Source organism: Actinomadura geliboluensis (assembly GCF_043197915.1).
Taxonomy (GTDB): Bacteria; Actinomycetota; Actinomycetes; order Streptosporangiales; family Streptosporangiaceae; genus Spirillospora; species Spirillospora geliboluensis.
In genome coordinates this window covers 358341-371579 of sequence record NZ_JBICUA010000001.1, presented here as the reverse complement: position 1 = coordinate 371579, position 13239 = coordinate 358341, and the positions used below count along the sequence as shown (strand labels likewise).

Sequence of the window (13239 nt, the reverse complement as noted above, 5' to 3'; positions counted from 1 at the left end):
AAACGGGGCCGCCCGTCCGGGATTACGTCACGACAACCGATCCCGACGGGAGGTACTCGTGGATGATCCCGGATCACGGTTCACCCGCCTGTACGACGAGAACCACCGGCGCGTCCTCGCCTACGCGCTCACCCACGCCGAGCCGCACACGGCCGAGGACATCGCCGGCGAGACGTTCCTGATCGCCTGGCGGCGGCTGGACGACGTCGGCGACCCGCCGCTGCCGTGGCTGCTCGGCGTCGCCCGCAACCTGCTGCGCAAGCAGCACGACCGGCGCCGCCGCGGCCACGCCCTCGCCGACCGGATCCGGGCGCTGATGACGCCCGCCGACCTCGCGGCCTGGGACGTCGCCGAGCACGTGGTGGAGCGCGAGACCGCGCTCGCGGCGGTCGCCGCGCTGCCCGAGCGCGACCTGGAGGTGCTCGCGCTCGTCAACTGGCACGGCCTGGAGCCCCGCCAGGCGGCGAAGGTCATGGGCTGCTCGGCGCCCGCGCTCGCCGTCCGGCTGCACCGCGCCCGCAGGCGCCTCGCCCGCGCCCTGGACACCGCCGCCGCCCCGGCCGACCCCCGCCCCGCCCCCGCGGTCGCCGAGGAGGCGGCCCGATGACCACTGGAGACACGATGCCCGACACCGCGTTCCGCGCGCTCAAGCCCGCCGCGCTCGACGAGCTGGCCGAGGACGGCCACGCGCGCCGCCGCGACGCCGACCTGGCCCGTGCCATGAGCGCCGCCGCAGCGCCGCGCCCGCGCCGCCGCGTCCGGCGGCCCGTGCTGCTGGTCGCCGGAGTCGCGGCCGCCGCCTGCGCCGCCGCCGGGGCCGTCGTCGTCACGGGCGGCGGCGACACTCCCGCGCGGCCGCCGTCGGCGCAGGAGGGGCCCGCCGACGCGCGCACGTTCCTGCTCGCCAGCGCGACGACCGCGGCGAAGGCCCCGGCCGCGACCGGCCGCTACTGGTACAGCCGGCAGCTGACGACGAGCGAGGTGGGCGGGCACCGCAGGGCGATCGTCGGCACGGGGCCGGACCGCCGCAAGGTGGACAAGAAGATCACCTACAGGGCCCTCATCGAGAGCCCCGGCGAGGTCTGGCTCGCGCGCGACGGAAGCAGGGCGCGCAAGACCGGCGGCCCGGACAAGCTCGTCTTCCCCACCGACCGGGACAAGGCCCTCTGGCAGCAGGACGGGTCCCCCCGCCTCGCCGGCTCCAGCGAGAAGCGGGTCTGGGAAGGGCCGATGCGCCGCGGCCTCGGCACCGGGGAGATGACCGCCGAGCAGATCGCGTCCCTGCCCGAGGACCCGCGGAGCCTGTCGGCCGTGCTGCGCGACCGCTACCAGCGCGAGCTGAAGGCCGCCGAGAACCCGTTCAAGGGCACCTTCACCGCCTACGTGTGGGGGATCGCGCACGACCTGCTCGGCGGGCCGGTCACGCCGGGCGCCAAGTCGGCGCTCTTCAAGGTCCTCGCCGGGCAGCCCGGGATCCGGCTGGCGGGCGAGGCCACCGACCGGCTCGGCCGCCCCGGCACGGCCGTCGTCGCGGCGTCGGGCCCGGACGGCGGCGCGGCCGCGACCGAGTCCCGGCTGGTCATCTCGGCGACGACCGCCGACCTGCTCGAGTTCCGGACGACCGAGGCCGGGCACGGGACCGTCACGACCACCTACGAGGCGATGGGCTGGGTCGGCCGGCTCGGCGCGCGCCCCTGACAGGCGCGCGTCCCGAGAAAGTGCCGAAGAAGCGGCGCTCGTTGGGCGGATTTCGCCCATGAGCGCCGCCCTTCGCGCGGGTTAGCGTCCGTCCCGTGACCTGGAACGGCGGGGGACCGCTCGACGGCGAGCGGATCCTGATCGCGCTCGGCGGCAACGCCATGACCGCGCCGGACGGCAGCGCCGCGCCGGACGCGCAGGCGGCCGCGATCGAGGCCGCGATGGCGCACGTCGCCGACCTGGCCGCGGCGGGCGCGCGGGTCGCGCTCACGCACGGCAACGGCCCCCAGGTCGGCAACCTGCTGATCAAGAACCAGCTGGCGGCGGGCGTGGTGCCGCCCGTCCCGCTGGACTGGTGCGGCGCGCAGACCCAGGCCACCGTCGGCGTGATGATCATGAACGCGCTGGACCGGGCGCTCGCCGCGCGCGGCGCCGCCCGCCCGGTGTCCACGGTGGTGACGCGCACGCTGGTGGACGCCGCCGACCCCGGCTTCGCCGCCCCCGCCAAGCCGATCGGCCGCTACTTCCCCGAGGAGCAGGCGCGCCGGTCCATGGCGCGCGGCGAGACGTGGCGGCGGTTCGGCGCGCGGGGCTGGCGGCGCGTCGTCGCCTCCCCGGAGCCGCTGGAGATCCTGGACGCGGACGCCGCCGCCGTCCTGCTGGACGCCGGACACGTCGTCGTCGCGGCGGGCGGCGGGGGAGCGCCCGTGGTCCGGGCGGACGGGGCGCTGCGCGGCGTCGAGGCCGTCGTCGACAAGGACCTGGCGGCGCAGCTGCTGGCCCGCCGGCTCGGCGCGTCCACCCTCGTCATCGCCACCGACGTGGAGTACGCGATGACCGGGTTCGGCACGCCGCGGGCCCGCCCGCTGCGCCGCGCCACCCCCGCCGAGCTGGCCGCGCTCGCCGCCGCCGGGCACTTCGCCGGCGGCAGCATGGGGCCGAAGGTGGAGGCGGTGCGGCGGTTCGTCGCGGCCGGCGGCCGGCGCGCCGCGATCGCCTCGCTGGCCCGGCTCGGCGACGCCGCGCACGGCCGCGCCGGGACGGTCGTGGAGGCGCCGGCCGGGGTAGAGACCACACCGAGCAGAGCAGCCGAGGAGCGATGACGTGCCCGACCCGATCGAAGTCCGCAAGATCCCCATCGAGAGCGTGACCGACGCGTCCGGGCTCGCCCGGCTGATCGACGACGGCGTCCTGGAGGCCGACCGCGTCCTCGCCGTCGTCGGCAAGACCGAGGGCAACGGCGGCGTGAACGACTACACGCGGCTGCTGGCCGACCGGGCGTTCCGCGAGGTCCTCACCGCCAAGGGCACCCGGACGGCGGACGAGGTCGCGCGCGTCCCGCTGGTGTGGTCGGGCGGCACCGACGGCGTCCTCAGCCCGCACGCGACCGTGTTCGCCACCACCGACCCGGCGGCGGCGCCCGCCTCGGACGAGCCGCGCCTGTCGGTCGGCGTCGCGATGAGCGAGGTCATCCTGCCCGAGGACATCGGGCGCCCCGCGATGGTCGAGACCGTCGCCGCCGGCGTCCGCGAGGCGATGAAGACCGCCGGGATCGACGACCCCGCCGACGTCCACTACGTGCAGACCAAGACGCCGCTGCTCACCCTCGACACCATCAACGACGCCAAGGCGCGGGGCCGCGACGTCGTCACCGAGGACACGCTGAAGTCGATGGACATCTCCAACTCGACCACCGCGCTCGGCATCGCCGTCGCGCTCGGCGAGATCGCGATGCCGTCCGCCGAGCAGATCCACCGGGACCTGTCGCTGTACTCGTCGGTGGCGTCCTGCTCGTCCGGCGTGGAGCTCGACCGGGCGCAGATCGTCGTCGTCGGCAACGTGCGCGGCATCGGCGGCCGGTACCGGGCCGGGCACGGTGTGATGAAGGACGCACTGGACGCCGACGGCATCTGGGACGCCATCGCCTCGACCGGCCTCGACCTGCCCGACCGCCCCCGCACCGCGGACCTCGGCGACCGGCTCGTCAACGTGTTCATCAAGTGCGAGGCCGACCCGAGCGGCGCGGTCCGGGGCCGCCGCAACATCATGCTGGACGACTCCGACGTGCACTGGCACCGGCAGATCAAGGCGTGCGTGGGCGGTGTCGCGGCGTCCGTGACGGGCGACCCGGCGGTGTTCGTGTCGGTCGCGGCCGTCCACCAGGGCCCGTCCGGCGGCGGCACGGTGGCGGCCATCGCCGACCTCGGCTGACCGGCGCCTGGAGCGACGCGGAAGGGCCGGTCAGCCGGTCCTTCCGGGGCCTGTGGGGGGTGCCCTTCGCAGGTCGTGCCGGGCGGATGGAACGGAGAGTATCCGGTTAGTCGCCCACAGGGGTCGCCTGAGGTTATAGCCTGCCTGGCGTGTCCGGACTGACCATTCCCGAACCACTGATCCCCGGGGACGACGGCAGTGCCGATCCCCGGCTGTGCGAGGCGCTCACGGGGTACGCCGCGGGCCGCGTCGGCGCGCACACGGTGCTGCGGCGGCTCCAGGGCGCCCGGCTGCTCGTGCCGATCGTCGCCGTCCTCACCGAGGAGGAAGAGGTCGAACCCGGCGAGCTGCGCCGCGAGAAGTCGAGCGAGATGGCGCTGCCCACGCTGATCGGCGACGACGGGCGGCGCGGCGTGCTCGGCTTCACCTGCGCCGAGACGATGAAGGCGTGGCGCGCGGACGCCCGCCCGGTGACGGTGCGGGGCGGCGACGCCTGCCGCGCCGCCCTCGACGAGGGCGCCGACGCCCTGGTCGTGGACGTCGCCGGCCCGGTCCCGTTCGCCGTGGAGGGGCTGCGCCTGCACCTGCTCGCCGAGGGCCGCCCCATCCCGCCGCCGCACGAGGACCCCGACGTCCTCGCCGCCGTCGACGCCGCGTTCGGCTCCGACCCGTCGGTGACGGGCGTCCGGGTGACCGAGGGGACGTCCGCGGAGGTCGCGGTCCGGTTCTCCGTCGCGCCGGGGCACGACGAGCGGGGCACCGTGCAGCGGGTCTCCGACCGGCTCGCCGAGCTGCTGCGCGGCCGCATCGTCGGCGGCGTCGAGCTGAACGTCCGCCGGTAATTCGCTCGCCTCCGGCGGCCCCGCCCTGCGACCCTGTGCGGCATGATCGACGTTGACGCCTTCATCGCCGACGGGTTCGTGCGCGTGGACGAGGCGTTCCCCCGCGACCTGGCCGCCGAGTGCCGGGCGATCCTGTGGCGCGGCACCGGCTGCGACCCGGACGACCCCGCGACCTGGACCCGGCCGGTCGTCCGGCTCGGCGAGCACGCCGAGGAGCCGTTCCGAGCCGCCGCGAACACGCCCCGCCTGCGCGCCGCGTTCGACGCGGTCGTCGGCGAGGGCGCCTGGCTGCCGCGCGGCGGCCTCGGCACGTTCCCCGTGCGGTTCCCCAGCGACGAGCCGCCCGGCGACGACGGCTGGCACATCGACACGTCCTTCCCCGGCGACGACCCCGCCGACTTCATGTCCTACCGGGCGAACGTCGAGTCGGCGGGCCGCGCGCTGCTGATGCTGTTCCTGTTCTCGGACGTGTCCGAGGACGACGGCCCCACCCGCATCCGGGTCGGCTCCCACCTGGACGTCCCGCCGATCCTGGAGCCCGCCGGCAAGGCGGGCCTGCCGTTCATGGAGCTGGCGGGCAAGGCCGCGGCGGCGACGGAGCACCGGCCGCTCGCGCACGCGACGGGCCGCGCCGGCGACGTGTACCTGTGCCATCCGTTCCTCGTCCACGCCGCGCAGGGGCACCACGGGACGCGCCCCCGGTTCATGGCGCAGCCGCCGCTGATCCCCTCCGGCCCCCTTCCCGCGACATCTCCCGTGCGCGTCGCGATCGAGCGAGGTCTCGGGCGCTTCTAGGCTTGTCCTTTCCGCGCCCATTGGAGACTTCCCGTGCTGACCATGCAGGACGCCCTGATCCGGCTCACCGACTACTGGGCGGGGCGCGGCTGCCTCGTCGCGCAGCCGATGAACACCGAGGTGGGGGCGGGGACGCTCAACCCGGCGACGGCGCTGCGCGTCCTCGGCCCCGAGCCCTGGCGCGTCGCCTACACCGAGCCGAGCGTCCGCCCCGACGACTCCCGCTACGGCGACAACCCGAACCGGCTGCAGACCCACACCCAGTTCCAGGTGGTCCTCAAGCCGGAGCCGGGCGACGCGCAGGAGCAGTACCTCGGCAGCCTCGCCGCGCTCGGCGTCGACCTGCGCGCGCACGACGTCCGGTTCGTCGAGGACGACTGGGCGTCGCCCGCGCTCGGCGCGTGGGGGCTCGGCTGGGAGGTGTGGCTGGACGGCCTGGAGATCACCCAGTTCACCTACTTCCAGCAGTCGGGCGGGCTGACCCTCGACCCCGTCTCGGTCGAGATCACCTACGGGATGGAGCGCATCCTGATGGCGCTCCAGGGCGTCTCCCACTTCAAGGACATCCAGTACGCCCCCGGCATCACCTACGGCGAGGCGTTCGGGCAGGCCGAGTACGAGATGAGCCGCTACTACCTCGACGACGCCGACATCGCGGCGAACCGGGAGCTGTTCGAGGCGTACGCGGCCGAGGCGCGGCGGATGCTGGACGCGCGGCTGCCCGTCCCCGCCCACTCCTACGTGCTGAAGTGCTCGCACGCGTTCAACGTGCTGGACGCGCGCGGCGCGATCGGCACCACCGAGCGGGCGCGCGCGTTCGCCCGGATGCGCGGCCTCGCCCACGAGGTCGCCGCGCTGTGGGTGGAGCGCCGCGCCGAACTGGGTCACCCCCTCGGCGACGCCACCGCGCCGCCCGCCGCCGTCGAGCCGGGCGAGCTGCCGGACGCCGCGTCCGCCGGGACGTTCGCGCTGGAGATCGGCGTCGAGGAGCTGCCGCCGGGCGAGGTCGGGAGGACGGCCGGGCACGTCGAGGGACGGCTGCGCGACGGGCTGGCCGAGGCCCGCCTGCTCACCGACGCGTCCTCGCTCGCCGCGTACGCGACGCCGCGCCGGATCATCGTGCTCGTCCAGGGCCTGGAGGCCCGCGAGCCCGACGCCGAGCAGGTCGTGAAGGGGCCGCGGTTCGCCGCGGCCTACGACGCGTCCGGCGCGCCGACGCGGGCGCTGGAGGGGTTCGCGCGCGGCCACGGCATCGAGGTCTCCGACGTCCGGAAGGTCGCCGTCGCCGGCGGGGAGTACGCCGGATACACCCGGACTGTCGCGGGCCGCTCCGCCGCCGAGGTCCTCGCCGGGCTGCTCCCGGAGATCGTCACCGGGCTCCGCGCCGGGAAGAACATGCGGTGGAACGCGCCCGGCCTGTCGTTCGCCCGCCCGATCCGCTGGCTGGTGGCGCTGCTGGACGACCGGGAGGTCCCGGTCGCGGTGGGCGGCCTCACGGCGGGCCGCGCGACCCGCGTCCACCGGACGTCCGCGACGCCGCGCGTCGACGTGCCGGACGCCGCGTCGCTGGTCGCGGTGCTGCGCGAGCACGGGATCGAGCCCGACCCGTCCCGCCGCCGGGCCCGGATCGCCGAGGCGGCGCGGGCCCTCGCGGGCGGCCTGGGCGGGACGGTCGCCCTGGCCGACGAGCACGCCCTCGTCGAGGAGATCGTCAACCTGGTCGAGGAGCCCGTCGCCCTCCTCGGGTCGTTCGACGCGAAGTACCTGGAGCTGCCCGAGGAGATCCTCACCACGGTCATGCGCAAGCACCAGCGCTACCTGCCGGTGCGGGACGCCGCCGGCGGCCTCCTCCCGCACTTCGTCACGGTCGCCAACGGCGACTGCGACCACGACGCCGTCCGGGCCGGGAACGAGGCCGTCCTGCGCGCCCGGTACGAGGACGCGTCGTTCTTCTTCCGGCAGGACCTGCGCGGCACGCCCGAGCAGATCAAGGAGGGGCTCGGCAGGCTGACGTTCACCGAGCGGCTCGGGTCGATGGCCGACCGGTCGTCCCGCATCGCCGCGATCGCCGCCGACCTGGCGGGCCGGCTCGACCTCACCGCCGCGGAGCGGGCCGTGCTCGGCCGCGCCGCCGCGCTGGCGAAGTTCGACCTGGCCTCGTCCATGGTCATCGAGCTGCCGAGCCTCGCCGGGACGATGGCCCGCGAGTACGCCCGCCGCGCCGGGGAGGACGACGGCGTCGCGCGGGCCCTGTACGAGATGGAGCTGCCCCGCGCGGCCGCGGACGCGCCCCCCTCGGCCGCCGGCGCCGTGCTCGCCGCCGCCGACCGGCTCGACCTGCTGGCCGGGCTGTTCGCCGTCGGGTCGGCGCCGACGGGCAGTTCCGACCCGTTCGGGCTGCGCCGCGCCGCGCTCGCGCTGACCGCGGTCCTGCGGGACGTCCCGCGCCTCGCCCCGGTCACGGTCGGGGACGGCCTCGCCGTCGCCGCCCGGCACCAGCCCGTCGCCGTCGCCCCGGACGCGCTCGCCGAGGCCGAGCGGTTCATCGCGCGCCGCCTGGAGCAGCACCTGCTGGACGAGGGGCACCCGGTGCACGTCGTCCGGGCCGTGCTGCCGCTCGCGGGCGCGCCCGCCCAGGCCGCGCGGGCCGCCGCCGACCTGGGGGAGCTGCTCGGGTCCGCGGCGTTCGAGCGGCTCACGACGGCGCTGCAGCGCGTCCTGCGGATCGTCCCGGCCGGCACCGAGGCCGGCTACGACCCCGCCCTGTTCACCGAGCCCGCGGAGCACGCCCTGCACGAGGCGTTCACCCGCGTGAAGGCCGAGCTGACCGCGCGGCCGTCCCTGCCGGAGTTCGCGGCGGCCGCGTCCGCGCTCGTCGGGCCCATCGACGCCTACTTCGACGACGTGATGGTGATGGCGGAGGACCCCGGCGTCCGCGCCAACCGGCTCGGGCTCCTCGCCGCCCTCCGGGACGCCGCCGCGCCCGTCCTCGACTGGCGCGAGATCGCCTGACACGGGTGCCGACCGGCCCGTCCGGTCTTCGTCAACAGTGGCCGTTGCCGCGCCCGCCCCGCCGTGGTCATGATCAAGCCACCCGGCATGGAAGGGGCAGATCGTGACGGACGTCCACGACGCGCACGAGTTCCGGCGGCGGGGCTGGTGGCGGGACGGCACATTCCTCGACGACCTCGACCGGTGGGCGGACGCCGCCCCCGACCGCCCGGCGGTGGTCGGTCATGTCTGGGAGACCGGGGACGGGCCCGACGCCGTCCTCACCTACGCGCAGCTCGCCGAGCGGGTGGACCAGTGCGCGGCCGGGCTCGCCGCGCTCGGCGTCGGGCCGGGCGACCGCGTCGCGATGCAGCTGGTCAACCAGTGGCAGGCGACCGTCCTCGCGCTCGGCTGCGGACGCGCCGGCGCCGTCGTCGTCCCGTACTACATCGCGACGGGCGCCGCCGACACCGAGTGGATCCTGCGCGAGTCCCGCGCCCGCGCCGTCGTGTCGCTGGACGGGGTGCGCGGCCTCGACGTCGCCGGGACCATCGCGGGCATGCGCGACCGGCTCCCCGACCTGCGCCACCAGATCGTGGTGGGGGACGGCGTGTCGGGCGGCGCGATCGGGTTCGAGAGCGGCCTGCTCGCGGCGGGCGGCACGGCGCCCCGGCACCGGCCGTCCGGCGACGACCTCTTCCAGATCATGTACACGTCGGGCACGACGGGGCGGCCGAAGGGCGTCCGGCACTCGCACAACACCCTGTACGCGATGGCGCGCTCCTACACCGTCCCTCTGGGGCTCGGCGAGGACGACGTGCTGTCCACCCCGTGCATCGTCGGCGGGCAGGGCGGCTGGCTCTACGGGATGCTGGCACCGCTCGTCGCGGGCGCCACCGCCGTGTGGGCGGACGCGTTCAAGCCCGGCGACTTCCTCGACCTCGCCGTGGAGTACGGGATCACCGCGGCCTACTTCACCCCGCTCGTCCTGGACGAGCTGGTCGCCGAGCAGCGCGCGAACCCGCGGGAGGTCGCGCTGCGGCACATGGTCACCGGCTCCACGCCGATCCCGCCGGACCTGCCGGGGCGGTTCCTGGAGACGTTCGGGTTCCCGGTCCGGCCGCTGTGGGGGATGACCGAGAACGGCGGCGTCACCATCGGCCGCCCGGACGACCCGCCCGACTGGGCGGCCCGAAGCGACGGCCGGCCCGTCGAGTGGATGTCGCTGCGGCTCGTCGGCGAGGACGGCGCCGTCGTCGCCGACGGCCCGGGCCGGCTGGAGATCCGCGGCGCGAACATGTGCCTGGGCTACGAGGGCGCCGACGAGGTGTTCGCCGCCGCGCTGCACGACGGCTGGTTCGCCACCGGCGACCTCGCCCGGCCGGACGGCCGCGGCGGCATCAAGATCATCGGCCGTACCAAGGACATGATCAACAAGGGCGGGCTGCACGTCCCCGGCGTCACCGTCGAGGGCGTCCTGCGCGCCGACCCGCGGGTCGCGGAGGTCGCGGTCGTCGGGGAGCCGGAGCCGCTGCTCGGCGAGACCGTCGTGGCCGTCGTCGTCCCCGCGCCGGGCGGCCCGCCCCCCACGCTGGACGACCTGCGCAAGCGCGTCGCGGACGCGGGCATGACGCCCGGCTACGAGCCCGACCGGCTGGAGGTCGTCGCCGAGCTGCCCAAGACCCCGACGGGGAAGGTCCGCAAGCGGGTCCTCGAGGAGGAGTTCGCCCGGAGGGCGCGCGCGGCCGCCGCGCGGTGAGCGCCGGGTCGCTCGCCCGGCGGCGCACGGGGCCGATCAGCCCGTCCCGGCGCCGGGCGCTGGCGCTGACCTCGGTCGTCCTCGCCAACGCCATGGCGGTGGTCGACTACAACATCGTCAGCGTCGCGATCCCGCAGCTGCTGCGCGCCTTCCCCGGCAGCACCCTCGCCGGGCTGTCCTGGACGATCACCGCGTACACGGTGGTGTTCGCGGCCGTCCTGCTGCCCGCGGGCGGGATGGCCGACCGGCTCGGGCCCAAGCGGATCTTCCTCGCCGGGCTCGCGGTGTTCACCCTCGGCTCGGCCGCCTGCGCGCTCGCGGCCGGGCCGGTGACGCTGGTGCTCGCGCGGATGCTCCAGGCGACCGGCGGCGGCGCGGTCGTCGCGCTGTCGATCTCGGTCGGGCTGAGCGAGTTCCCCGGCCGGGCCGGGCACGCGTTCGGGCTGCTCGGCGCCGTGTCCGGGATCGCCGGCGCGAGCGGGCCCGCGCTCGGCGCGGCGCTGCTCGCGGCCGGCGGCTGGCGCTGGATCTTCCTGGTCAACCTGCCGATCGGCGCGCTCGCGCTGGCGTGCGCGGCGGCGGGCGTCCCGGCCCGGCCCGCCGCGGGCCGCGGCCTGCCCGACCTGCTCGGCACCGCGCTGCTCGCCGCCGGGGTCGCCGCGCTGGTGCTCGGCGTCGTGCAGGGCCCCGGCTGGGGCTGGACGGCGGCGCCGACCCTCGGCGCGCTCGCCGCAGGGCTCGCGGTGACCTGCCTCGGGGTGCGCCGGTCGCTGCGGCACCCGCGCCCGGCCGCCGACTTCACGCTGCTGCGCGCCGCGACGACGGCGGCGGGCAACGCGGCGATGGTGCTGCTGAGCGTCACCCAGTTCGCGGTGGCGCTGTGCGTGGCGCTGTTCCTCACCGAGCGGTGGGGGTACTCGGTGCTCGCCGCCGGGTTCGCGCTCACGCCCGGCCCGCTGACCTCGGCCGCCGTGTCGTGGCTGAGCGGGCCGCTGGTGCGGTGGGCCGGCGCGCGGACGGTCACGGTCGCGGGCGGCGCGGTGGGCGCGGCCGGCTGGTGCTGGCCCCTGGTCGCGGAGGCGCTCGGCGCCGGGCGCGGTTACCCGCTGGTGGTGCTGCCCGCCCTCGTCGTCGGGACGGCCGGGGCGGCCGCGGCGGCCGTGGCCATCGAGACGATCGCGATGGCCGCCGTCCCGCCCGCCCGGTTCGGCAGCGGCAGCGCGCTGATCATGCTGGCCCGGTCGGCCGGCGCGGCGGCCGGCATCGGCGGGCTCGCCGCGGTGCTGCACGAGCCGTCCGGGGCCGCGTTCCAGGTCGCGTGGGCGGGGCTCGCGGCGGGCCTCGCGGCGACGGCGCTGGCCGGTGCCGCCGCCCGGGACGGGGGGCGCCCGCGGCCCCGGAGGGCGCCGCGGGCGCCGCTGCACCGGCACCGGTGAATTCGGCGCCCGCATCCGTGAATCAGTGCGACCGAATTATCTCGGCGCAAATGCGCGGGGCGGTACTGGCACCGACCATTGTTGTGCCGCCTTCCGGCCCTTCACGGAGTTGCGCATGCCGGTTTACCCCGGTGTCGTGCGCTTTTCTTCGCTGCAAATCACCACGGCGTCGTGCGCATGCGATTCACCTCCTGGTCCGATGGGGCGGGACGGGAGCGCGGAACATCACCACGGGGGCGTGCGCATGCGATTCACCTCCTGCTCTCGCCGGGACGGGACGGACGATCGCGGATGGTCACCACGGGGGCGTGCGCATGGGGCACCTCCACTTCTCGGCGGACACGGGCCCGGACGTCCGGGCCCGGGGGAGCGGGCGGCCGCCGGGGCGCGCGAGGGCGCCGGGACGACCGCGTCCGAGCAGGTCAGAGGGACAGCAGCAGGAAGTGCTGGGGGAGGTGGACGGCCAGGCCGAGGCGCATCGAGGCGGTGATGGCGGCCTCGCCGGCGCCGTCCCCGGCGGCGTCCCCGCCGGCGGGCCGGCGCAGGGCGAGGGTGGACTCCTCGCCGTCCAGCAGCGTGATCCCGGCGCGGAAGTCGCCGAGCAGCACCCGGTCCGGCTCGATCATGCGGGTGCGGGTGAGGCGCAGCCCGGCGGCGTCCAGCGCGGGCAGCGCCCCGCCGCCGACGAGCCGCCAGTACAGGGCGGGGTGCATGACCATGCCGTCGCACGAGCCGCCCATCTCCTCCACCTCGGCGCACCCGGCCATCAGCGCGTCCAGCACGGCGCCGGCCGCGGCGTCCGGGCGCGGGGCGGCGAGGCGGCGCAGCCCGTCCAGGCGCAGCAGCCCGGTGATCGCGCCGTCGTCGCTGCCGCGCAGGAGGACCTCGTTCTCCACGGTGCACAGGCGGACGATGACGCGGTGGTCGACGAACCGCGCCAGCAGGGCGGGGTCGGCGCACAGCTCGGCGGGCACCGGGACGGAGACGGAGATCTCGGTCAGCTCGGCCTTGGCGAGCGCCGGGCGGAACACCGCCTCCGGCGTCGCGCCGTAGCGGGTCCCGGAGCGGTCGTCCCCGCCGCGCCCGGTGGCGCGGAGTTCCCGCACGTAGCGCAGGGTCCGGTCGGTGACGGTGCCGCCCTTGGTCTGCTCGCGGACGGTCGGGCGGGGCCGGGTGGAGGCGAGCGGGAACAGCGTCGTCAGCGGCGCCCGGATCCGGACCGCGGCGTCGCCCCCGGCCGCCCTGGCGACCGCGACCGCCAGTTCCTCGCCGGGGCCGCGCTCGCGCAGCCCGGGGTCATCGATGAGGTAGTCCAGCACGCAGAACTCCCATCAGACACATACCTTTCGCGGCCGTCCGGATCTCGGATCGGCCGACAAATGCACGGCGCTGATCCTGCACCGTGCCAACCCAGAGAGTAAGCACAGGATCGCGGAAATTAAAAGGGTCTCCCTCGATCTTGTTCCGAAATAATCGGTCATGGTAGAACTTCGTAGCGGATTGGATG

At 76.1% G+C, this 13239-nt stretch carries 10 protein-coding genes; 9 read left to right on the top strand and 1 reads right to left on the bottom strand.

Features of this window, described 5'->3' with window-relative positions; translation table 11 throughout:
• The first annotated feature begins 58 nt into the window (after window positions 1–58).
• The 9 genes from ACGFI1_RS01765 to ACGFI1_RS01725 all read left to right on the top strand — a co-directional run bounded on the left by ACGFI1_RS01765 (window position 59) and on the right by ACGFI1_RS01725 (window position 11732).
• A complete protein-coding gene (locus ACGFI1_RS01765) occupies window positions 59–607 on the top strand; it encodes an RNA polymerase sigma factor (RefSeq protein ID WP_392781956.1) in 549 nt (182 codons plus the stop codon).
• Entirely contained in the window at window positions 604–1698 is a 1095-nt protein-coding gene (locus ACGFI1_RS01760) for a CU044_5270 family protein (protein WP_387070072.1), read from the top strand. The genes ACGFI1_RS01765 and ACGFI1_RS01760 overlap by 4 nt, the downstream gene beginning before the upstream one ends.
• A gap of 95 nt (window positions 1699–1793) precedes the next feature.
• Window positions 1794–2801: a carbamate kinase gene (locus tag ACGFI1_RS01755; RefSeq protein ID WP_392781953.1), complete on the top strand. Its 1008-nt coding sequence runs from the start codon at window positions 1794–1796 to the stop codon at window positions 2799–2801.
• Between the two features lies 1 nt (window position 2802).
• On the top strand, window positions 2803–3909 hold the full coding sequence (locus tag ACGFI1_RS01750) for a barbiturase (protein WP_301177113.1): 1107 nt from the start codon (window positions 2803–2805) through the stop codon (window positions 3907–3909).
• 149 nt (window positions 3910–4058) lie between these two features.
• Window positions 4059–4751, top strand: a complete 693-nt coding sequence (locus ACGFI1_RS01745; RefSeq protein WP_387070066.1) for an SseB family protein — start codon at window positions 4059–4061, stop codon at window positions 4749–4751.
• A 42-nt stretch (window positions 4752–4793) separates the two neighbouring features.
• A complete protein-coding gene (locus ACGFI1_RS01740; protein WP_392781950.1) occupies window positions 4794–5546 on the top strand; it encodes a phytanoyl-CoA dioxygenase family protein in 753 nt (250 codons plus the stop codon).
• Between the two features lie 42 nt (window positions 5547–5588).
• Window positions 5589–8558 (top strand): glycine--tRNA ligase, encoded by a 2970-nt coding sequence (locus ACGFI1_RS01735; protein ID WP_392783205.1) that lies wholly within the window; start codon window positions 5589–5591, stop codon window positions 8556–8558.
• A 103-nt stretch (window positions 8559–8661) separates the two neighbouring features.
• A complete protein-coding gene (locus ACGFI1_RS01730; protein WP_392781947.1) occupies window positions 8662–10296 on the top strand; it encodes an AMP-binding protein in 1635 nt (544 codons plus the stop codon).
• Window positions 10293–11732, top strand: a complete 1440-nt coding sequence (locus ACGFI1_RS01725) for an MFS transporter (RefSeq protein WP_386868801.1) — start codon at window positions 10293–10295, stop codon at window positions 11730–11732. The genes ACGFI1_RS01730 and ACGFI1_RS01725 overlap by 4 nt, the downstream gene beginning before the upstream one ends.
• Before the next feature lie 422 nt (window positions 11733–12154).
• Here the strand turns inward: ACGFI1_RS01725 and ACGFI1_RS01720 are convergent, their stop codons facing one another.
• Window positions 12155–13051 carry a family 3 encapsulin nanocompartment shell protein gene (locus tag ACGFI1_RS01720; RefSeq protein ID WP_301178257.1) on the bottom strand — a complete coding sequence of 299 codons (897 nt, stop codon included), beginning with the start codon at window positions 13049–13051 and terminating at the stop codon, window positions 12155–12157.
• Window positions 13052–13239 lie beyond the last annotated feature (188 nt).